The following is a 23,679-nucleotide window of genomic DNA, read 5'->3' on the forward strand; positions in this document are numbered from 1 at the left end:
ATATTATCTTTGTCATATTCATAACAAAAAACAAATAATACCGAAATGATGAGACTTCACAAAATCCTCTTAACGCTCGTATGTTTCACGGTTCTCTCCGCCCACGCACAATGGAAATGGCTCAACCCGCTCGAATGTGGATTCCCTGTCATACAAAACCAAGGATGGACCGAAGAGATCGGAGACCGTTACGTCCGGCTTCCCCAAAGAGCCGAAGGCAAGGTACGTAAACCCGTCTGGGATTTATCGCGCAACTCCGCCGGGTTGGCGATTCATTTTTTCAGCAACGCCCCTGAACTAAAAGTACGCTATCAAGTAAGCGGACCGCTGAATATGCCACATATGCCCACGACAGGCGTATCCGGTGTAGATCTATATAGTATCGATAGCGATGGCCAATGGAGATTTTATTTCGGCGGTTATCCTTCCGGAGATACGCTTCAATATCATTATACAAACATAGGCAAAGATCTGTATCATGACAGGGGCTATGAGTTCCGCCTCTGCCTGCCTCCTTATAATACGATAAAGTGGTTGGAAATCGGCGTGCCCGAAAACGATGAGCTTACGTTTATCCCCGTATCGCCCGAGAAACCGATTCTTTTATACGGAACCTCGATCGCCCAAGGCGCATGCGCCTCTCGCCCGGGCATGACTTGGGGCATGATCTTGCAGCGTTCTCTGGGATATCCGCTTATCAACCTAGGCTTCTCCGGTAACGGACGTTTAGAGAAAGAGGTATTGGATTTTATTTGTGAGATAGACGCACGCCTTTATATCCTTGACTGCCTGCCCAACCTCACGCCAAAGAGCAAAGATGAGATCACGCAACTCGTATCGGACGCAGTCAAGCAAATACGTGCCACCCACTCCTCTCCGATCTTATTAGTGGAGCATGCCGGATATAGCAACGCACTCGCCGACGATACGAAGTTACAAGATTATATACGCATGAACGAAGGAGCTAAAAAAGCATTCGAGGAATTGCAGGCACAAGGGATAAAAGATATCTACTACCTTACACGAGAAGAGCTGGGACCGCACCCGGACGCTTGGGTAGATTACGTCCATCCTTCCGACTGGGGCATGGAAACACAGGCGAACGCCGTAGAGCGGAAAGTACGGGAAATATTACGCATCCCCGAAGGAGACCTCTCTACTACAAAGCCTGTCACCCAGCGCCGGGAACCCAATAATTACGAATGGCAAAAACGTCACCGGGATATTCTCTCGCTGAATCAAAGCAACCCGCCTCGACGGGTGATCCTAGGTAATTCCATCACGCATTTCTGGGGAGGAGAGCCCAAAGGACCGTCCGTGCGAGGTATGGAAACATGGGAGAAAATCATGCGTCCGGCTGGATTCCACAATCTCGGATATGGTTTCGACCGTATCGAGAACGTACTTTGGAGAGTCTATCATGGTGAATTGGATGGATACAAGGCTGAGGAAGTAGTATTGATGATCGGCACGAATAACATCGGAATCAACAATGACAACGAGATCGTGGAAGGCATTCGTTTCTTGCTTTCCGCCATCAAGCAACGGCAGCCGGAGGCCAAGATCAAGGTAATCGGCATCTTGCCCCGCCGCAACCAAGAAGAACGGGTAAGGAATCTCAATCTCCGCATCCGTCAAATGGTCGAGACCGGATGGTACACGTTCAAGAACCCGGGTACGAAGTTGCTTCAGGAAGACGGCAAGATAAACGAATCCTTATTCTCAGACGGATTACACCCGAACGAGGAAGGCTATAAACAAATCGTGGACGAGATCGCCCATTAAGCGATAGTCCCTTTACTCACGAATCAATCCGAGCAACATACGCAACGCCGCCTCTGCCGACAAGCGAATGTTCTCCATACGAGGATTCTCCCCGAAATGATAGCACTCGGAGAGAATCCTTTCCTCATAAGCGGCGGCGATCCAGACCGTTCCTACCGGTTTCGAGGGAGTCCCGCCTCCCGGCCCGGCGATCCCGGAGGTAGCGACGGCACAATCACATCCCAATACCCGCATAGTTCCACGGGCCATCTGCTCCACGACCGGCTGGCTTACGGCCCCGAAAGTGTTCAAGTCCGCCTCGGAGACACCGAGCACATGATGCTTCACCTCGTTGCAATAGGCTACCACGCCCCCGGTGAAGTATTCCGAGCTGCCCGCCATGGAGGTTATCATGCTGGCGATCTTTCCGCCTGTACAACTCTCTGCCGTACCCATCATCAGGTGTCCTGATTTGAGTGCGTCCGCTACTTCTAACTCTATTGGTAAATCATCTACTTCCATTGTTATAATGATACTAGGAGTTTCATTATGGGAAAACAATAGTTTCATTAGGAAGAAACTTTTGTTTTCCCTAGAAGAAACTTTTGTTTCTCTATAGTAAAACTATTTTCCTATAAGACAACCCTAGAAAAAGGAGCGGCATCCATCGGACAGAACTCCTTATCCATATACTTATAATATCCCGTGATAGCTACCATAGCGGCGTTATCCGTGGTGAACGAGAACTTCGGGATATGCACTTTCCAGCCATAACGTTTGGCGTGATCCAAGAATGCCTCACGCAAACCGGAATTGGCCGATACACCTCCGGCGACGGCTACTTCCTTTATATGCAAATCCTTCGCCGCCTTACGCAATTTACTCATCAAGATATCGATTACCGTAGCTTGCAAGGAAGCGCATAGGTCTCGCTTGTTCTTCTCGATAAAATCCGGATCATCTTTCAAATGATCACGCAAGGTATATAAGAAGGAAGTCTTCAGGCCACTGAAGCTATAGTCATATCCGGGGATATGCGGCTTGCTGAACGTAAAGGCATTCGGATTGCCCTCGTTCGCCAAACGATTCACGACTGGGCCACCGGGATAACCCAGTCCCATCACCTTGGCGCATTTGTCGAAAGCCTCTCCCGCTGCGTCGTCGATCGTCTGGCCGATCACCTCCATATCATTATAAGCGTTCACCTTTATGATTTGCGAGTTACCGCCCGAAACCAACAAGCAAAGGAAAGGAAACGACGGAGCATGGTCGTCGTCCGGAGTCTCCTTGATAAAATGAGCCAACACGTGAGCCTGTAAATGATTGACCTCGATCATCGGGATATCCAAGGAAGCGGCCAACCCCTTGGCGAACGAGGTCCCGACCAATAAAGAACCCATCAAACCCGGCCCACGAGTAAACGCCACGGCACTCAACTCGGACTTATCGATGCCGGCACGCTTGATGGCCTCGGCTACTACCGGAATGATATTCTGCTGATGGGCACGGGAAGCCAACTCGGGGACAACCCCGCCATAGGCCTCATGAACGGCTTGACTGGCTATTACGTTGGACAGCATCACGCCGTCACGGATCACCGAAGAGGAAGTGTCATCGCAAGAAGACTCGATTCCTAATATCGTTATACTCATATCTTCATTCTTTTTTCCGCGAATTAACGAAATCTATCGCGATATTGTTGTAGATTTGCGCTAAATAAATAGAAAAGATATCAGAGGACTTAAATACATAATCATTACCCTGCTTACATTATTCTGGATATTCTATGCGTTGCCGGGCATCTTACTGAGAATTCCTTATATTCAAAACAAAGTATCAGAAGTAGCCACAACCCAGTTATCCGGCCACCTCGGTGTGCCCGTAAAGATCGGTAACGTGGATATCGAATGGTTCAATCGTCTGGTACTGGAAGGGCTTTATCTGGAAGACCAAGACGGGAAAGTCATGTTCGAGGCGAATCATGTGGCGGCGGGATTCGAGATCATGCCGTTACTGGAAGGGAAGTTCGTCTTCACGACGGTACGTTTGTTCGGTTTCTCCTTCAATCTACGGAAACACACGCCCCAAAGCCCTTTGAACCTACAATTCGTGATCGACGCTTTCGCCAGTAAGGATTCGATAAAGAAAGAGAAGAATATCGATCTCCGTTTCAACTCCATCATGATCCGAAGAGGTAATTTCAGCTATAACGTGGATAGCGAGAAAGAGACCCCGGGAAAGTTCAACGCCAAGCATATCGATATCAAGAACCTGAGTGCCAAGATATCCCTCAAGGCTTTTAACAAGGACAGCGTGAACGCCCATATCAAGAAGATGAGTTTCGATGAGGCGTCCGGTTTCTCCTTGAATAAGTTATCGCTGAACGTGGTCGGGAACCGGGATAGCGCTTTCGTGCAGGACTTCGAGGTACGCTTGCCGCAGACAGACTTGAAGATCGGGCGTGCCCGGATCGATTTAAGCGAGATCGATAGCCTTCCCGCTCTCTTGAACAACGCTCCGATCGATTTGAATATAACACCTTCGCAAATCTGCCTGAAGGACTTATCCCCTTTCGTCCCGGCGTTCAAGAACTTCGCCGACACGATCGAGTTATCGGCCGAGGCAAACGGCTACATCAATAATTTCAACTTGAAGCGCCTCACCTTGAAATATAGCGATAAGATGCTGTTTATCGGCCAGATGGAATTAAAGAACATCACCCATCCCGAGGAAACGTATCTTTTAGGGAAGGTGAATAAGATGTATATCACGACAGACGGCATCTCCAGTTTGGCCAATAACTTCAATGAGCGTCCGAAGAGTCTCCCGGCCCCGGTCGTCAAATTGGGGACGATCAATTTCACGGGCGAGATATCAGGCTTTTTTGATAACCTAGTCGCTTTCGGAAAATTATCGTCTTCCATCGGCTCCATACAGACAGACTTGATATTCGGTAGCAACAAGGATAAGAATATAGCCGCTTACCTACGGGGACGCATCGCCTCCAGCAACTTGCGGCTCCATGAGTTATTTGGCGAGAATAATCCTTTCGGGGAGGCTCGCTTCGACATCAATATCGATACCCGTAGACCTGTTGGCGGAAATTTCTCCGGAAATATCCAAGCACAAGTCAAGGAGTTCGATTATAAAGCTTATAAATACAAGGATATAAATCTTTCCGGTAATTTCAAGAAGAGTAGTTTCGATGGGACTATCCATGTAAACGATCCCAATGGCGAGTTATACGCCCAAGGTATCTTCCAGCACCAAGGGCAAAACTCCTTGTTTAATTTCACCGCCCGCCTCGATCATTTCCGGCCGGACCGATTGAACCTGACGGACAAATATGAGGCGCCGAATATCTCCTTGGCTTTAAACGCGGATTTCACCGGAGATAATATCGATAATCTGGAAGGTAGCATCACGTTGGACAGTCTTTCTTTCGAGACCACTCCCAGCAGCTTCTTCCTTAAGAAATTCGAAGTAGTTGCCTCGGGGCATAGTCTCGACCGGCAATTAACCATAACGTCCGATATCTTGAATGGAGAGGTCACCGGGTCTTACTCATTCAACACGCTAATCCCCAGCCTTATGAATACGTTCAAGGGATATGTGCCAGCCTTGATCAACACGACCCAGAAAAAACAAATCGTGAAGGAGAATAACTTCGCCCTCCTATTAACGATCGAGAATACGGAAGCGCTTTCTACGACATTGAAACTACCGTTCACGATGGTGCAACCCGGACGGATCACGGGACATTATAATAATATTTATAATAAGTTCCGTATCGAGGCGTGGCTTCCGAAGTTCAATCTCGGGAAATCCATGTTCGAATCCGGCTACTTGGTTTGCGACAATCCGAACGATAAGGTAAACCTCCAATTAAAAACGATTAATTACAACGACAAGGGACTGCGTAATTACCTTGATCTCAAGGCAGACGCTAAAGACAATCTGGTGAATACCATGATTGGGTGGGCGAATAATAAAGAGCGGTTATTTAAGGCCGACATCTCCGCCTCTACCCTTTTTGTCGAGGAGGAAAGCGAGAAAGGGCCGGCCAAGTTACGTACGGAAGTCACGTTGAATAAAAGCCCCCTCATTATTAAAGACACGCTCTGGACCATCAATCCGGCGAATATAACAATTCGTGAGGGCAAGATCGGTATCGAGCATTTCCGGGTAGATCATGAGACCCAGTATTTATCGATGGAAGGGACGATCTCGAAAGATCCGGCAGATACTTTATTGGTAGACTTGAAGCAAATAGAGCTGAGTTATGTCTTCGACGTATTGAATATCCCAGTCTTGCAATTCGGGGGTGAGGCGACCGGTAAGTTCTATGTGAACGACTTATTCAATAGCCGCATGCTAAATACGGATCTGGAAGTAAAGAATTTCTCATTCAACCAAACCCCCTTGGGTCGCCTCAATCTCTTCAGCGAATGGGACGACGCACAGAAAGGTATCCTTATGCTGGGAAGCATCTACAAGAACGACAGCACTTGGACGGATGTGAACGGTTATGTATTTCCAGTCGGGCCCAATGCGGGGCTATCCTTGTATTTCGATGCCAATGATATCAATCTGGCCTTCTTGCAACCCTTTGTCGATACGGTCATAAAGAACTTGCAAGGCCGGGGATTCGGAAGTATACATTTGCACGGCCCCTTTAAGGAGCTGAATGTCGAGGGAGATGCCTATGTCATGGATGGAGGGGTAGGCGTTGATTTCTTGGATACGTATTATACCTTCTCCGATTCCGTCCACCTTGACTCTACGTCCGTCAATTTACGGAATATCACGGTCAAGGATCAATTCGGCAACTCCGGAAAAGTCAGCCTTAAGTTCAATCATCTGCATTTCCGGGATTATAGCTTCCTCGTAAACGTGCAGGGTAATAAGATGTTGATGTATAACGCCAACCAGAAAAAGAATCCGCTGATCTATGGAACGGTATTCGCCAGCGGAACGGCGCAAATCAAGGGCAACGGTAAGTTGATAGACTTTGATATTAACATGAAAAGCGAACCTAAGACCGCTATTTATCTGGACTTCATGAATAATAACTCGGCTACGGACTATGATTTTATCACGTTCGTCGATAAAAGCAAGTTGGCCGCTAACGTAGATTCCACGTCCACACACCCATTGAATATCGTACACGAGACAGACGAGGGAGCCGAGCTACGAATGAACTTCCTCCTTGATATCACACCCGATGCCGATATAGAGCTAATCATGGACCCGATAGCGGGAGACCGTATCAAAGGAAACGCCAGTGGAAGTTTACAAATACAATATGGAACAAGAAGTGATCTTCGTATGTATGGCGACGTGAATATCGTACAAGGAAACTATAATTTCAGCTTACAGCAAATCATCCATAAAGACTTTAAGATCAGAGACGGTAGCACGATCAATTTCCGTGGCGATCCCTTTAATGCCCATATGGATATCAATGCGATCTACAATCTGACCGCAAATATCGGAGACTTGGATCAGAGTCTCTTACTAGAAAGTTCTCGAACAAACATACCCGTCAATTGCGTCTTAAACCTTGAAGGCGCATTGCGCAGCCCGTCTATTTCCTTCGACTTAGAATTTCCGAACTCTAACGAGGAGTTAGAGCGTCAAGTCAAAGCGTTTATAGACACAGAGGATATGATGACCCGGCAAATCGTTTATTTGTTGGTGTTGAATAAATTCTATACACCCGAGTATGCCCAAACGACTTACAAGTCTAGCGAGTTAAACGCCGTGGCTTCATCCGCTATCTCAGCGCAATTATCCAATCTATTAGGTAGTTTCACGGATAAAGTACAAATAGGGACAAACATACGAGCGGGACAGGACGGTTTCAAGGAAGACACGGAATATGAGATGATATTATCCAGCCAGTTGCTAAACAACCGCTTATTGATCAATGGTAATTTCGGTATGAGAAATACGGTCACTACAGGCAAAAATAACACTTTTATCGGAGAGTTCGACCTAGAATATAAGTTGACCCCCTCCGGTGAGATCCGGCTAAAGGCTTATAACCATGCCAGAGATATGTATTTCGGCCTGAAGCAAGCATTAACCATACAAGGTGTAGGTATCATGTACCGGAAAGACTTCACGAACTTCTCTGAGATTTTCAGGAGAAGAAAGAGGCCTCTTTTACCCTTGATCCCCAAAGACTCTACGAATGTCCCTCCCGTAGTCAAAGACTCAACAAATCTTTCACTGCCGACTGATAAGAAGTAAGGGAAGTACTTTTCAATACTTTCTTGCGAAGCCTTTTATCGGCCTCCGGCAAAAGATAATCCCAGATTGTCTTCATTTTAGATAATACCTGATGCTCGCCACCTTCCAACCGGGCAGCATATTCATCCATCAACGACTCATGGAACATGACTAGTTTATCCCGCCTCTCATTCACGGTCAAGACCTGTCCGGACACAAACTCAGTGGCCAGCCAAGGAGAGGCCAATAACCCTCGTCCCAGCATGATCCCGGCAAGCCCCGGAAAACGCTCCTTTATTCCTCGGATATCTTCCAGCCCCACTAAATCTCCATTATAATATAAGGGAAATTCACATTCATCATAAAAACGAGAGAATCCATCCCAATCGATAGCTCCTTTATATTGCTGTATCCCTAACCGGGGATGCAAGGTTATATGCTTCAAAGGTAACTTATTTAATAAGGAAAGAAGCACGAATGACTCATCCGTACACTCCCACCCCAAACGCATTTTCACCGAAAAAGAAATATCCGGGAACTCCTCAATCGTACGTAATAAAGACTCGGCCTCTTCCTTGTACCGCAAAAGTCCCGAGCCTCTATGCGCACGGACCTGCATAGGGAAAGGGCATCCTAAATTAATATCCGCTTCCTTGTATCCATTCTCTTGGAATAAACGCACGATCGGCCGAAACTCGTCTGGTGTGGAAGCGATCAATTGCGGCACGACATGTACCTGCCTATTTCTATCGCAAGCGATATCCTTCAAGTCCTTATTCCGGAAACCACCTTTCTCTATCCTTACGAAAGGAGTATAATAGGTATCTACGCCCCCGAATACTCGGGTATGCGCCTCTCTATAAACCGAATCCGTATATCCTTGCAAAGGAGCGAAATGAATGACTGCCATATCAAGCGAAGATTTCCATGAAAATCGATCTCAATTGACTTTTTGCCAACTCAAAGTCTTGGGGTACCCCCAACTCCATAGCCAAGGAGGTAACGCCTTTATCCGTAAAACCACAAGGGTTGATCAATGAAAAGTAACTCAGATCCGTATTTATATTCAAAGCAAAGCCATGCATCGTAACGAACCGGCTGCTTTTCACGCCAATCGCACAGATCTTACGGGCACGCCCCGGTACTTCAGGGTCTAGCCATACACCCGTCGCCCCTTCCAAACGTTCCCCTTTCAAGTCGTAAAGCGATAGGAAACGGATGATCGTCTCTTCCAGCATATGGATGTATTGTTTCAATCCCAGATTCCAATATTCCAGATCAAATACCGGATAACCGGTAATCTGTCCCGGACCGTGATACGTTATATCCCCCCCTCTGTTTATATGGTAAAACGAGACCTCTCGTTCCCGTAAAGTTTCCTCGGGGATAAGCAAATTAGAGTCCTTGCCACTTTTACCGATCGTCAAGACCGGTAAATGCTCACAAAAGAATAATTGATTATCCTCTTTCTTTCCCGTTGCCTTCGCATCCAATAAGACCTCGAAAGCAGCTGTCTGATATTCTAACGCATCGGCATAAGCGATTCGTCCCAAGTCATGATAACGGAAGCTCTCCATTTCTTTCTTTTTTTAACCTTTCCGGTACCGGGATCAACTTGCCCGGCACCATATCCCATTTCTACTTTTATCAGTTTTCCCATTAAGGAAATTATTTTCGCTTGTCGTTTCAGCATATAAGGTGACGGTTTAGCGGAATTAAACTTCCGGGGATTTGGAAGTGTGGCCGCTATTAGGGCTGCCTCGCTTTTGGTCAATTGGTAGGCATGCTTACCGAAATGAGCCTCCGCTACCGCCTCCGCACCATAGATGCCCTCCCCCATCTCTATCGAGTTCAGATAGACTTCCATAATACGTTCCTTTCCCCATATCCATTCGATCAAGAAGGTAAAATAGACCTCGATGCCTTTCCGTAAATAACTTTTCCCCGGCCAAAGAAATACATTCTTAGCGGTCTGCTGGGAAATCGTGCTGGCACCTCTCACCCTTTTACCTTTCTCGGCCTCGGCCCGTGCCTTCTGGATTTGTTCCACATCAAAGCCATTATGCTCCATGAACAGGTTATCCTCCGACGCTATGACCGCTTGAACCAAAGGCTGGGCGATCTTGGATATAGGAACCCACGTATGATCGAGTTTCATTTTCTTCCCATCCTGATGCTGCTCATACATACGAATAAACATCAATGGCGTATAATATACGGGTACAAATTTATATACCACTACCGCCAATATACTGGATACAAACAGGAAGATCAACAGATTCCTGCACCAGATCCATATCCGTTTTACCAGAGGTGCTACCATATTCTTCTATTTGGAGAGACAAAGGTAAAGAATATTTCAGTTTCCGGCGGACTGAAACTCATAATTTACAGAAAAGGCACTATCTTTGGCTTTTGACAACTTTCCACCCTGTCATATGGTTATTTGATAAATAAATTAGTATGGAGAATCGTTTTTTAGGACTCATAGAGAATAGCATCAAGGAGCATTGGGATCTCCCGGCGTTCTCCGATTATAATGGACATACCTTCCATTATAAAGATGTAGCTCGTCGAATCGAGAAATTTCATATTATCCTAGAGCATGCCGGCATTAAAAAGGGGGATAAGGTGGCTTTAGTTGGACGGAACTCCTCCAACTGGGCGATCTGTTTCTTCGGGATCTTGGCTTATGGAGCCGTAGCCGTGCCTATCCTACATGAATTCAAACCGGATAATATACATCATATCGTAAATCATTCCGAGGCAAAGGCAGTCCTTGCCGCTTCCAGCAACTGGGAGAATATGAATGAACGCATGATGCCCGACGTGAAACTGTTCATGATGCTGGATAACTTCTCGATCATTCACAGTAAAAGCAAAGAAGTCCGGGTAGTAAGAGACCGGATCAATGAATATTTCGGTAAAAAGTACCCTCGTTCATTCACGTCGAACGATGTTCGGTATCACGTGGAAAAGCCGGAAGAATTAGCGGTACTTAATTATACTTCCGGAACCACCAGTTTCTCGAAAGGGGTTATGATCCCCTATCGGAGCTTATGGAGTAATACGCAATTCGCTTACGACAATTTACCGTTCATCCATCCGGGAGATAATATCGTATGTATGCTTCCGATGGCCCATATGTACGGATTGGCATTCGAGGTATTGAATTCCGTGAATAAAGGCTGCCATGTACACTTCCTCACACGTACCCCCAGCCCGAAAATCATAGCGGAAGCTTTTACGACAATCAAGCCGGCGCTGATCCTAGCCGTACCTCTGATTATCGAGAAAATCATCAAAAACAAGGTATTCCCCGAACTGGAGAAGCCTTTGATTAAATTGCTCTTGAAAGTCCCCTATATAGACCAGAAAGTGCTGGATACCATTTCCGCCAAGTTAACGGCGTCTTTCGGAGGGAACTTCGGGGAGATCGTTATCGGAGGAGCCGCTATCAATAAAGAAGTGGAGACGTTCCTTCATTCCATCCATTTCCGCTATACCGTAGGCTACGGGATGACCGAATGTGGCCCGCTAGTCTCCTATGCGCAATGGGATGAGTTTAAGCCCGGTTCCGTAGGACGTATCGTCGACCGTATGGAAGTCCGCATCGATTCAGAGGACCCGGAAAACAAGGTGGGAGAAATATTGGTGAAGGGCATGAACGTGATGCTCGGTTATTACAAGAATCCGGAGGCTACGAAAGCCGTTATGATGCCTGACGGATGGATGCGTACCGGCGATCTGGGAACCCTCGATAAAGATGGATTTTTATATATCCGCGGCCGTAGTAAAACCATGATTCTAGGCCCCAGCGGACAAAATATCTATCCGGAAGAGATCGAGGATCGCTTGAATAATATGCTATATGTAGCGGAATCGCTCATCATCTCCCAAGGAGGTAAACTAGTCGCCCTCATCTATCCCGATTGGGAGCAAGTAGATAAGGCAGGTATACAACATTCCGAAATCGAGAAGTTGATGCAGACCAACATTGACCAAGTAAACGAGGAGATGCCGAATTACAGTAAAATCACCTGTTTCAAGCTGTATCAAGAAGAATTCGAGAAAACACCCAAAAGAAGTATCAAGAGATATTTATACCAACCGGCCGAATAAAAAGAAAGCCGTCTTTTGTTAAAGACGGCTTCTTTTATATAAAGTAAATTTTATCCTTGACGAAAATCTTTTAAAACTTTTTGTAATTCTTGTCGAGCGAAAAATATACGGCTCTTAACCGTCCCCAGAGGAACATCCAGTTTATCAGCGATCTCGTTGTATTTATAGCCACTCAAAAACATAGAGAATGGAACCTTCAACTCATTGTTCAAACCGTTGATCGCTTTCGTGATCTCTTGAATTTGATAAGCGCCATCCGGAGAGTCAAAACCTGAATCGTTCACGACATCCAAGTTATATAAGTCGACACCTTGATCTACGACAGTTTGCGTGCGAACGATCTTGTGATAATTGTTAATGAAAATGTTACGCATCACAGTCAAGACCCAGCCCTTAAAATTGATATTGTCTACAAATTTTTCTTGATTGTCTAAAACCTTCAGCGTTGTGTCCTGCATCAGATCTTGGGCATCATCCCTATTCGCTGTAAGCATAAGCGCAAAATTCATCATGTTTTCTTGCATGCTCAATAATTTTTTCTGAAATTGCAACGCATTCATATTGTTACTAGTTAAATAAAGTTTAATACTGTATAAGTATTATCCCTCAAACATTGAAGGATGCAACAAATATATAAATTAAAAATGGAGATATACAGTTCTTTGATAAATATTAATATTAAAAATCGTAACTTAATATTTTTGTTGTAAATCTTACTGAAAATGAGTATTATTTACAAGTTGCACAAGTTACAAAAATCAACATTTACAACAAGCCAGTTACAATTTTCAACCAAATATTAAAAACGAATATAATACAAACAAGATGAAACGTTTATTAACAATATTAACAGCTATAGTATTAATACTTGCAATCTCTCTTCAATCGGAGGCTAAAGAGAAGTCCTTAATATATACGATTGATATAAAAAAAGAGATCGATAACACCACGTGGATTTATCTCCATAACGGATTATCAGAGGCCAAGCAATTGAGCGCCGATGCCATCTTATTGCATATGAACACATACGGCGGATTACTGGAATCTGCCGATTCTATGCGAACGGCTATTTTATATAGTCCCATACCGGTATATGTATTTATCGATAATAACGCAGCTTCAGCAGGTGCTTTAATTTCCATAGCATGCAAGAAAATCTATATGCGGAAAGGGGCGAATATAGGAGCGGCAACGGTTGTCAATCAAACGGGTGCGGCTCTACCTGATAAATATCAATCTTATATGCGTTCCATGATCCGTTCGACGGCTGAGGCGCAAGGGAAAGATACGCTTATACAAAACGGCGACACGATCTATAAATGGAAAAGAGATCCTTTAATCGCCGAAGCGATGGTCGATGACAGAGTGATCGTCCCCAACCTCATCGATAGCGGTAAAGTATTGACACTAACCTATCAAGAAGCACTCAAATGGGGTTATTGCGATGGCATCGCCGAGAGTCCGGATCAAGTAATCACAGAATATATCGGATGTAAGGACTATGAGATTAAAAGTTATGAACCCTCATGGTTCGATAATGTAAAAGGTTTCTTTATGAGTCCGGTAATACAGGGCTTATTAATCATTATTATCATCGGTGGTATTTATTTCGAGATGCAAACCCCGGGGCTTGGTTTTCCATCCGCTGCCGTGATAATAGCGGCTATCCTTTACTTCGCTCCTCTCTATATGGACGGGTTGGCTGAAAACTGGGAAATCCTGTTATTCATTCTCGGCGTTATATTAATAATGTTGGAGATATTCGTGATCCCAGGCTTTGGCATAGCGGGGATAAGTGGAATTATTCTCGTGGTCGGAGGGCTTACAATGAGCTTACTGAACAATACTGTTTTTGATTTTCAAAACGTATCTGGAATGGATACGGGCAGAGCCGCTTTAACGGTTCTATTAGGTCTGGGTATCGGATTCACGCTAGTGATATGGTTATCCAACAAAATAGGACATAAAGGACCGCTAAAGAAAATGGCATTAAACGCTGATTTGGAAAAAGCGGTATCCAGCCCCAATTTGACACAACTGATCGGAAAAGAGGGCACGGCCGCTACCGTTTTACGTCCTTCGGGTAAGGTATCTATCGAGGGAGAGTTGTATGACGGCGTATCGGAGTCTGGCTTCATCGAGAAAGGGACTCCTATCAAAGTCGTCAGATTCGAGAGCGCACAAGTCTATGTAATCAACCTATAAACGAGTCTATGCGATCCGTTTATAGGCAATACATTTATCGATCACGACATATTCCATCGCTCCCATAGCCATCAAATCACTTAGGATGTTACGGGCCGCATAATAATTGATATGGGCGATATGGCAAAACTGCTTTATGCTGATATACGGATGCTCGTCGAGCCAAGAAAACAGGATCTCGACGGGCTTACTTATTTTCAGCAATGTACCTTCTTTGGTTTTCTGCTTCTTCCATGCTTGCATGAGGACTTCGTTCGCTAATATATTCTCGTCCGCAACCCGGATATAGGCCTTGTATTTATCGTCTTTATCCGGTGCCGTATGCGGTTTCTCATCGCTTGGGGCGATATAGACCTCCAATACGGTCTTCCCGTTGACATCCCAGCGCTTAGCTGTAAACGGCACCTCGGGATGCGTATACATTTTAGAAGCAGCCTCGATCATATAATATTCCTCCTCACTTCTCACACCGGAAATAGCGCCGTTATCCTTCACTCCAATCAGCAGACGCCCGCCATCTGTATTCGCGAACGCACTCAACGTCCGGGCGATCTTCTTGCTGTCGCTCACCTCAAACTTAAAATCAAGTTGTTGATGTTCCCCTTGCTCTATAAGCGCTTCAATCGGATGTTTCTTCTTCATTTTGGCTTCTGTTTTGAGACACAAAATTAAAATAAATACCTAACTTTGGCAATCGAAAAAACAATAAACGATGTCTCAGATACCTGCGCTAATATCAGATCTTGCGGTCATACTCATATCCGCCGGGTTGGTTACCCTGTTATTCAAAAAGTTAAAGCAACCGGTCGTATTGGGGTATATCGTAGCCGGAATACTCGCCGGACCTTCCATCGAGCAAATACCGACAGTTACAGATGTGGAAAGTATCCGTATCTGGGCTGATATAGGCGTTATCTTCCTGTTATTCGCTTTGGGGCTCGATTTCAGTTTCAAGAAGTTGATGAAGGTGGGAGGAACCGCCGTCATTGGAGCCATAACCGTTGTTATAGGTATGATGACAGCGGGATATATCACGGGCTTATCACTGGGTTGGGGACATATGAACAGTCTTTTCCTCGGAGGTATGTTATCGATGTCTTCCACGACGATTATCTTCAAGGCATTCGACGACATGGGATTGCGTAACCAACGATTCGCCGGTGTCGTATTCGGTATCTTGGTGGTAGAGGATCTATTCGCCGTATTATTAATGGTATTACTTTCTACCGTAGCGGTAAGTAAACACGTGGAAGGCATGGAGATGCTGGATAGCGTAGTCAAATTAGGCATTTTCCTTTTATTCTGTTTCGTCGTCGGGATCTATTTGATTCCCTCTTTTCTGAAAAAGGCAAAAAGCTTCCTAAATGAGGAGACTCTGTTGATCGTGAGCATCGGGCTATGCCTTGGTATGGTTATGATCGCCACAAAAGCCGGATTCTCATCGGCTCTCGGAGCTTTTGTCATGGGTTCGATTTTGGCCGAGACCATTGACGCTGAACGGATCGAGCATTTGGTAAAACCCGTAAAAGACTTATTTGGAGCGATTTTCTTCGTGTCTGTAGGCATGTTAATCGATCCTCAGATGCTCTGGGAGTATAAAATCCCGATTTTCATTATCACGCTCGTAGTCATGGCCGGACAGATTTGTTTCGCCAGCTTCGGAGTATTACTGTCCGGACAACCGATAAAAATAGCCATCCAGTCTGGTTTCTCGTTAGCGCAGATCGGAGAATTCGCCTTCATCATCGCAGGTTTGGGACTATCATTAAACGTGACGGATCAATATCTGTATCCGATCGTTGTCGCCGTATCCGTGATCACGACATTCTTCACACCTTATATGATCCGGCTAGCGGAACCTGCCTACAAATGGGCGGAGCGGATCATACCGGAGAATTGGAAACAGTTCTTGGAGCGATATTCATCCGGTTCCAATACGATCCGTCAAAAAAGCGCATGGAATAAGTTACTAAAAGCCTTGGTCCACATCGTCGGTACTTATACCGCCGTCTGCCTAGTACTTATCTTTTTATGGCTACAAATCGTGACTCCGTTCATCTGCAAACATTTGCCCGGCATCCAAGGAAATCTAATCTCCTTGATCTTAATCCTAGCTCTGATCTCCCCGATGTTGCGGGCGATCATGATGAAAAAGAATCATTCCGTGGAGTTCCAGCAATTATGGAACGATAATAAATATAACCGGGGTCCCCTAGTCTCACTCGTGATCCTCAGAATCCTGCTCTGTATCGGTCTCGTCATGCTTCCAGTCGCACGGTTATTGAATGCTGCGCTAGGAATTATGCTAGCGGTCGCTTCCGCCGTTATCGTATTAATGATATTCTCCAAACGGCTAAAGAGGCAGTCGATCCTGATGGAACGGCATTTTTTCAGTAACCTTGTAGCGAGGGAAGTGGAACAAGAGCGAAAAGCCCCGATCAACCAGCGTTTCGCGAACCACTTATTAGAACGAGATCTCCATTTAGCGGATTTCGAGGTGAAGCAGAATTCCCCCAGTATGGGAAAAAGCCTGAAAGAATTAAACTTCAGGCAAAAGTGCAACGTAAATATCGTAACGATTATCCGGGGAGAGAAGCGAATCAATATACCGGGAGGAGACGAGCGGCTCTACCCGTTCGATAAACTGGTAGTAGTTGGCGCGGATGATGATCTGGAGCACTTTAGGAAATATCTGGAGGAACGCTACAAGAAATCATACGCCGAGCAATCGAACACAAGAAAGGAAGAGATGAACATGGAGCAAATCATTATCTCGGAAGGTTCCCGATTGATCGGCCGCTCCATCATAGAGTCCGGTATCCGTGATAAAGCCGCTTGTTTGGTAATCGGTATCGAACGTGGAAGTAGCTCGATCAAGAATCCGCCTCCCTGTACGGTTTTCGAGGAAGGAGATATCGTATGGATCGTAGGCGAACGGGATAAGTTGATCCAGTTAAGCGAAGGAAAAGTAGTAACCAGTTAACAAAACGATATAGAATGATGAAGTTTATAGGAATTATTCCGGCGAGATACGCCTCTACCCGTTTTCCGGGGAAGCCATTAGCGGATATGAACGGAAAGCCCATGATACAACGTGTATATGAGCAAGTAAAGGATGTCTTAGACTCCGTTTGCGTAGCTACCGACGATATCCGGATAGAGAATGCGGTTAAAGCCTTCGGTGGCCAAGTCGTCATGACCTCCGATCAACATCGTAGCGGTACGGATCGTTGCTACGAGGCTTATCAGAAAATAGGCGAAGGGTATGATGTGATTGTCAATATCCAAGGTGACGAGCCTTTTATCCATCCCGAGCAAATCCAGACGATCAAAACCTGCTTCGCCGACGCAAACACGCAAATAGCGACATTGGTAAAGCCTTTCCGTTCGGACGATGATTTCGAGAGTACCCTATTCAATCCCAATTCCCCGAAAGTCGTACTCAACAAAAACAACGAGGCTATGTATTTCAGTCGATCCATTATTCCTTATATCCGGGGCAAGAAATATACGGAATGGTTGCCGAGTCATACCTTTTACAAACATATCGGGTTATATGCCTATCGTGCGCAAGTGCTGAAAGAAATCACCCAATTACCTCAATCCGCTTTAGAACTGGCGGAAAGCCTTGAGCAATTACGCTGGTTGGAAAACGGATATAAAATCAAGGTCGGCATCACAGAGCAAGAAACGATCGGTATAGATACACCGGAGGACATGGAGAAAGCCTTAGCCTTCCTCGCGAACCGCTGATCACTTACACTATTATTCAATGAATATAGTCAGAGTAGTACCAATAGGTGGAGGAATAACGTTCTCGTAATTCCTCCTTTGCTTTTCTACCCGATTTACAATGGATGTAATCTTGGTAATCCTCGATAACATCTTGAGGTATCTGATAACCGGCCACCTCCTCGTCCGAGCTTTTAGATAAAACTTGTACCAAAGTCTCCTCATACAAACGGGGTACAACCTCAAATTTTCCTTTATAATAAGTATCGAACGCATTCTTAAAACTATTCAAATTCTCGTTCAGTAAATAATAGCACAACAAATAATCCAATGCCTGTTTATTTTCCGGATATTCCGCCACCAAACTTGACAGTACTCCCGGATAATCGGATATGGACATTAGTATGTCATGCTCTCGCTCCCAATCTCTTTTCCTCGGCAAACGTTTCTCCATCGACAAGGTCTCCTCACCCTTCAACTGTTCCTCCTTCGACCTTGCCCATGAGTGATAAAATAACGTCGCGTCCAATAGGTTCAGGTATTTTCTAGCCTCCTCAATATCCCCTCGCCGCATATCAATCTCCACCAGCCGCTTGATCTGCCGTACACTTCTTTGTTTAGGGCTGAACAAGATTCCTTCGATCGCCCGGTGACGGGCCATATCCATATCTCCCAATTGATAATACACCTCATTACTGAAAAACACGGGAAGTATAGAAGACCTCAAATCGATCGGTAAGAACAAGGCGTCCGCCCCTCGTTGATAATGATCCATCAAATTCTGGGGCAACTCGTTCTTCTTGGAGAAAGCGATATTCCTATAATAACTTACCAAGATATCGGGAGAATCAAATCCGGCAGACAAATCCAAGACTCGCTCCCAATCACCCCTATAGATCGCTTGGTCTACTGCCAGAACCTTTTCCCGCTTCCGGTTCGTACCCGCTATAACAAATGAAAAGAATCCAAATACGACTAAAAAGGTTATAAGCAAGCTATGCCGGTTCAGACGTATCCTACGTATACTTTTAATCTCCAAAGCGAATATCTCTAGAATCAACGCTAAAGCGGGGAAATATACGCTCAAGCCATCCACATGGGAATATTTATAGGCCTCCTCAATGCTCAATCCATAAAAATGACGCATGAACAACGGATATAAATAACTCGATAACAAAAGAGAAAGCCAGAACCACCACCGTTTCCTATTCTTGGCTCCCTCATAGAATATCACCATCAAGGAGAAGACAAACAGCCGGCTACCGACCATGCTATAAATTATGGGAAGAAGTATAAAAGCCACCCAAACGGACGTTCTCTTATTCTTAATCCGGATGTATCCCAAGAAGAGCCATAGCACGAAAATCAACGTAAGCGTAGACGCTATACTATACGACAACCGGCAAATCAATCCCCACTCTAACGCTACCGGAAACAACGCATATATGGAGACCATATTACCATTCCCGAACTTGCGTAAAACCCGCATAGAGTAGTACCATAAGAGCAACAACACGCACGTCACGATTAACGGGCCTATCACAGTCAAATGGAAGAACTGTATCAAGAAATTCCCCACATAACAGCTCAACCAAGCCGGCTCATCCCAGAACGAGATAAAATAATCGGTGGTATACAAAAAAATCCTCATCTGCTCTTTGAAGAACAAATGGTTTGGGTAAATCCATTGAAAGAAAGCAAAGCATACTACGAAGAATATTCCCGCTATTACCCATTGAAGCGATCGTTCATTTTTTGTCATTGACAAAATCCCTTATTTATAACCTCCCTATTTCCTCAATATAGAAAAAATCAATTTCCTCATCAATCTTTTGAATACAAAACAATGCAAACAAACAAAAAGTTTTGAATAAATACAAATAAACAAATAGAATCATGATCAAGACGTCTTGTTTTTCAAGTAGAGGAGCCAAGATATACAAAAAAGTCCCTTTATCTACCAATAAGCAGATAAAGGGACCTTTTTCAAGGACAACAATTACTATTATCCTATCGTTTTTTCTTAGCCTCTTGTTGTTTACGCAACGTCTCCTGCTGTGCTCGTTGAGCCTCTTCCAGACGTTTCATGAAACTGGATTTCTTCATCGGTTTCCGTTTGTTTGCTTCCAACTTAGCTAACAATTTATCCTCATTGATCGTATAGCGGAAGATCAATGTCTGCACGATTGTGATCAACGTAGAGATGAAATAGTAATACGTCAAACCGGAAGCATACTGGTTGAAGAACACCAAGAACATCAACGGCATCATGTACATCATGGCCTTCATGCCCGGCATCTGTTGCTGCCCAGTATTCGTCATCTCCATATTATACTTGGTATAAAAAATATTCGTGATCGTCATCAACAAACAGAACAAACTGATGTGATTTCCGAAATACGGAGTGATGATCGGAATATATTTATTCCAACTAAAGATAGCGTCGTAAGTAGACAAGTCGTGCGCCCAAAGGAAACTCTGGTGACGTAACTCGATCGCCGACGGGAAGAACATGAATAAAGCGATCAAGATCGGCATCTGCAACAACATCGGCAAGCAACCGCTCATCGGGCTCGCCCCCGCACGGCTATATAGCTCCATCGTCGCTTTCTGCCGTTCCATAGCCTTATCCTGTCCGGGATACTTAGCGTTGATCTCCTCCACTTGCGGACGCAATACACGCATCTTGGCGGACGACATATAAGACTTATACGTCAATGGGAAAAGGATGATCTTCACGATGATAGTCATCAAAAGAATCAAGATACCATAATTATGGATAAACTTACCCAAGAAGTCGAACAAAGGGATCACGAAATATTGATTCACCCAACGGAAAATACCCCAACCAAGCGGAACCAACTTCTCCAGATCCAGTTGCTGCTCGGCAACGACACCTTTATCGAAGGACTTCAACAAGGCGAACTTATTCGGTCCGAAATACAAGGACAGGTTCGTGGCCTCCTTACCTTGCAAGTCGAAAGGTACAGAAGTGGTCGTCTTGAATTGTTTCAATACATCCCCCTCCGGAATCGCTTTCGAGTCTAAGGTAGTAGCCTCAAAGCCCTCTTGCGAGATCAATACGGTAGAGAAGAACATATCCTTATAACCGATCCATTTCAAGCGGTTCGGGATCTGCTTGCTGTCACTCTTCGACTCGCTCAGGTGTTCCACGTCGTCCGCCATGAACTTGTAGTTCAAGGTCACGTAGCGATCCTCAAACTTACGTCCTTTTTCCTGTTGGCGGATATCCTGCTCCCACAATAAATCCAAGGCATTCGTGCTCGGTGCCAAGACACCGTTCAATCCCGTACCCAGAATCTGGTATTGCACCATATAATCATCCGGTTTCAAGGTATAGGTAAAATCCAGATGACTACCCTCGCCGGTGTTCAAACGCATGATCACAGAATTCGGGTCATTACCTTTAACCGGGGTAAAATACAAATCGCCCGTATTCACGACACGGTTCGTAGCCGTGACCAACGTAAAATTAAAATTAGACTCTTTCTCGTCGAACAAAACGAGAGGCTCGTCATTATACGTATCATACTCCTTCAAGCGTGCGTAACAAATACGTCCGCCCTTATTGCTGATACGAAGCTCAACCACGTCATTTTGTAGGGTCGTGTAATCTTCCGTACCCACCATAGCTTCGCCGAATACGCCGAAGCTCTGCTGCAAACGTTGCGCCCTTACCGAGTCCGGCAGGTTCTCCAACGAATCCTCCACTAAAGCACTTTTGTTCTCTTGTTTCTGCAATTCCAGTTGCTGGGCATACTCAATCTTCGCGATTGAATCTTGGTAACGACGTTGCGCCTCCAACTGCTCAGGCGTTGGCCGGTTGAACCAGCTAAACGCAAATAATACGACACCGATCAGCAGAAAACCTATTAATGTGTTTTTATCCATTTATCACCAATTATTTTTTATTTTCGATAGCAGCTTTCACGAAGCTGAGGAAAAGAGGATTCGGATTCACCACGGTACTGTTGTACTCCGGATGATATTGAACGCCCACGAACCACTTCAAGGCGGGGATCTCTACCACCTCTACCAGATTTGTCTCCGGATTCTCACCCGTACACATCATACCGGCGGCCTCGTATTGCTTCTTATACTCGTTGTTGAACTCGAAACGATGGCGATGACGCTCTTGGATATGCTCCTTGCCGTATGCCTCCAATACCTTGGAGCCCTCTTTCAGCGTACAGTCGTAAGCACCCAAACGCATGGAACCTCCCATATTGGTAACGTTCTTCTGCTCCTCCATCAAATCGATCACCTTATGTGCCGTATTCGGCTCCATCTCCGTAGAGTTGGCATCCGCCAAACCTAATACGTCACGGGCAAACTCTATCACCATGCACTGCATACCCAAGCAGATGCCCAAGCAAGGGACATCATGCTCACGAGCGTATTTGATAGCGGCAAACTTACCCTCGATACCTCTCTGCCCGAATCCGGGGGCGATCAAGATACCATCCATATCCTTCAATTGCTCGGCGGCGTTCTCGTTATTTAATTTCTCCGAATGGAACAAATGCAAATCCAGTTTATGATGATTGTAAATAGCGGCTTGCAACAAAGACTCGTCGATCGACTTATAAGCGTCTTGCAATTCCACGTATTTACCAACCAAACCGATCTTCACCGTATCCGTAGCCGTGCTCTTCAAGGCAAGGAATTCCTTCCAAGGCTTCAACTCCGGAGTCGGGCCGACTTCCATACCGACCTTACGCAAGACCACCTCGTCCATCTTCTGGCGTTGCAATACCAAAGGAACCTCGTAGATCGTCGGTACGTCGATCGACTGGATCACGGAATCCTCGGCCACGTTACAGAACAACGCCACCTTACGTAACAAGTTCGCATTCAGCTCATGCTCCGTACGTAAAACCAACACGTCCGGCTGGATGCCTAACTCCTGCAATTGCTTCACGGAATGTTGCGTAGGCTTCGTCTTATACTCTTTCGCCGCCGCGATATAAGGCACATAAGTAAGATGTACGCAAAGGCAGTTCTTACCCAGCTCCCATTTCAACTGGCGAACGCTCTCTATGAAAGGCAGAGACTCGATATCACCCACCGTACCACCGATCTCGGTGATCACGAAGTCAAATTTATACTTGCTACCCAATAATTTCACATTACGCTTGATCTCATCCGTGATATGAGGTACCACCTGCACCGTCTTACCCAGATAATCCCCCTTACGCTCCTTGTTGATCACGCTTTGATAGATACGTCCGGTAGTGATATTATTCGCACGGGTAGTCTGGACATTCAAGAAACGCTCGTAATGGCCCAAGTCCAAGTCAGCCTCATGTCCATCAACGGTCACGTAACATTCCCCATGCTCATAAGGGTTCAACGTACCCGGATCGATGTTGATGTAAGGATCAAATTTTTGGATAGTAACCTTGTAACCTCTTGCTTGAAGGAGCTTACCTAAAGAAGCGGAAATAATTCCCTTACCTAAGGAAGAGACCACGCCGCCTGTAACGAAAATGTACTTTGTATCTGCCACGATAGTAATATTTTAGTTATCTTTTTAATTGCACACCTGCATTTCGAAACCGCAAAGTTAGCGATTTTCATCGAGACATGCCAAATTTAATG

The 23,679-nt window shown here is 45.3% G+C and carries 16 protein-coding genes; 6 read left to right on the forward strand and 10 right to left on the reverse strand.

What is annotated here, in order from left to right; translation table 11 throughout:
- Nucleotides 1–45: 45 nt before the first annotated feature.
- The gene (locus DW205_RS07690; protein WP_005865407.1) at nt 46–1,785 is read left to right on the forward strand and encodes an SGNH/GDSL hydrolase family protein; all 1,740 of its coding nucleotides are present in this window, start codon (nt 46–48) and stop codon (nt 1,783–1,785) included.
- 12 nt (nt 1,786–1,797) lie between these two features.
- Here DW205_RS07690 and DW205_RS07695 read toward each other — a convergent pair whose 3' ends face one another.
- Both DW205_RS07695 and tsaD read right to left on the reverse strand, forming a co-directional pair.
- A complete protein-coding gene (locus tag DW205_RS07695) occupies nt 1,798–2,334 on the reverse strand; it encodes a CinA family protein (RefSeq protein WP_005865405.1) in 537 nt (178 codons plus the stop codon).
- A 62-nt stretch (nt 2,335–2,396) separates the two neighbouring features.
- Nucleotides 2,397–3,416, reverse strand: coding sequence for a tRNA (adenosine(37)-N6)-threonylcarbamoyltransferase complex transferase subunit TsaD (tsaD, locus tag DW205_RS07700; protein ID WP_005865403.1), 1,020 nt, complete (start codon nt 3,414–3,416; stop codon nt 2,397–2,399).
- Between the two features lie 139 nt (nt 3,417–3,555).
- On the opposite strand from tsaD, the gene DW205_RS07705 reads away from it, so the two are divergent.
- A complete protein-coding gene (locus tag DW205_RS07705) occupies nt 3,556–8,019 on the forward strand; it encodes a translocation/assembly module TamB domain-containing protein (protein WP_005865402.1) in 4,464 nt (1,487 codons plus the stop codon).
- On the opposite strand, the gene DW205_RS07710 is transcribed toward DW205_RS07705, so the two are convergent.
- The 3 genes from DW205_RS07710 to mtgA are packed head-to-tail and all read right to left on the reverse strand — an operon-like array spanning nt 7,976 to nt 10,321.
- Nucleotides 7,976–8,908: a tRNA-dihydrouridine synthase family protein gene (locus DW205_RS07710; RefSeq protein ID WP_005865399.1), complete on the reverse strand. Its 933-nt coding sequence runs from the start codon at nt 8,906–8,908 to the stop codon at nt 7,976–7,978. The genes DW205_RS07705 and DW205_RS07710 overlap by 44 nt on opposite strands.
- A 1-nt stretch (nt 8,909) precedes the next feature.
- A complete protein-coding gene (lipB, locus tag DW205_RS07715; RefSeq protein WP_005865397.1) occupies nt 8,910–9,575 on the reverse strand; it encodes a lipoyl(octanoyl) transferase LipB in 666 nt (221 codons plus the stop codon).
- Nucleotides 9,521–10,321 carry a monofunctional biosynthetic peptidoglycan transglycosylase gene (mtgA, locus tag DW205_RS07720; protein WP_005865395.1) on the reverse strand — a complete coding sequence of 267 codons (801 nt, stop codon included), beginning with the start codon at nt 10,319–10,321 and terminating at the stop codon, nt 9,521–9,523. Before mtgA ends, lipB begins: the two co-directional genes overlap by 55 nt.
- 140 nt (nt 10,322–10,461) lie before the next feature.
- On the opposite strand from mtgA, the gene DW205_RS07725 reads away from it, so the two are divergent.
- Complete coding sequence (locus DW205_RS07725; protein ID WP_005855687.1) at nt 10,462–12,120, forward strand: AMP-binding protein; 1,659 nt, start codon at nt 10,462–10,464, stop codon at nt 12,118–12,120.
- 50 nt (nt 12,121–12,170) lie between these two features.
- On the opposite strand, the gene DW205_RS07730 is transcribed toward DW205_RS07725, so the two are convergent.
- Nucleotides 12,171–12,680: an RNA polymerase sigma factor gene (locus tag DW205_RS07730; RefSeq protein WP_005855686.1), complete on the reverse strand. Its 510-nt coding sequence runs from the start codon at nt 12,678–12,680 to the stop codon at nt 12,171–12,173.
- A 265-nt stretch (nt 12,681–12,945) separates the two neighbouring features.
- On the opposite strand from DW205_RS07730, the gene DW205_RS07735 reads away from it, so the two are divergent.
- Nucleotides 12,946–14,325, forward strand: coding sequence for a nodulation protein NfeD (locus DW205_RS07735; protein ID WP_005865392.1), 1,380 nt, complete (start codon nt 12,946–12,948; stop codon nt 14,323–14,325).
- Nucleotides 14,326–14,331: 6 nt separating this feature from the next.
- Here DW205_RS07735 and DW205_RS07740 read toward each other — a convergent pair whose 3' ends face one another.
- Complete coding sequence (locus tag DW205_RS07740; protein ID WP_005865390.1) at nt 14,332–14,967, reverse strand: helix-turn-helix domain-containing protein; 636 nt, start codon at nt 14,965–14,967, stop codon at nt 14,332–14,334.
- 70 nt (nt 14,968–15,037) lie between these two features.
- Here DW205_RS07740 and DW205_RS07745 point away from each other — a divergent pair, with 70 nt between their 5' ends.
- Together DW205_RS07745 and kdsB are read left to right on the forward strand one after the other, a co-directional pair.
- Nucleotides 15,038–17,308: a cation:proton antiporter gene (locus tag DW205_RS07745; RefSeq protein ID WP_005865388.1), complete on the forward strand. Its 2,271-nt coding sequence runs from the start codon at nt 15,038–15,040 to the stop codon at nt 17,306–17,308.
- Between the two features lie 17 nt (nt 17,309–17,325).
- Nucleotides 17,326–18,078: a 3-deoxy-manno-octulosonate cytidylyltransferase gene (gene kdsB / locus DW205_RS07750; protein ID WP_005865386.1), complete on the forward strand. Its 753-nt coding sequence runs from the start codon at nt 17,326–17,328 to the stop codon at nt 18,076–18,078.
- A gap of 16 nt (nt 18,079–18,094) precedes the next feature.
- On the opposite strand, the gene DW205_RS07755 is transcribed toward kdsB, so the two are convergent.
- The 3 genes from DW205_RS07755 to DW205_RS07770 form a co-directional block, all read right to left on the reverse strand.
- On the reverse strand, nt 18,095–19,819 hold the full coding sequence (locus DW205_RS07755) for a DUF6057 family protein (RefSeq protein ID WP_005865384.1): 1,725 nt from the start codon (nt 19,817–19,819) through the stop codon (nt 18,095–18,097).
- 248 nt (nt 19,820–20,067) lie between these two features.
- Entirely contained in the window at nt 20,068–21,969 is a 1,902-nt protein-coding gene (gene yidC / locus DW205_RS07765) for a membrane protein insertase YidC (protein WP_005865382.1), read from the reverse strand.
- Nucleotides 21,970–21,979: 10 nt separating this feature from the next.
- Nucleotides 21,980–23,587 (reverse strand): CTP synthase, encoded by a 1,608-nt coding sequence (locus tag DW205_RS07770; RefSeq protein ID WP_005865380.1) that lies wholly within the window; start codon nt 23,585–23,587, stop codon nt 21,980–21,982.
- Nucleotides 23,588–23,679 lie beyond the last annotated feature (92 nt).

This window comes from Parabacteroides sp. AM17-47, assembly GCF_003434625.1.
In the GTDB taxonomy this organism is placed as follows: domain Bacteria; phylum Bacteroidota; class Bacteroidia; order Bacteroidales; family Tannerellaceae; genus Parabacteroides; species Parabacteroides distasonis.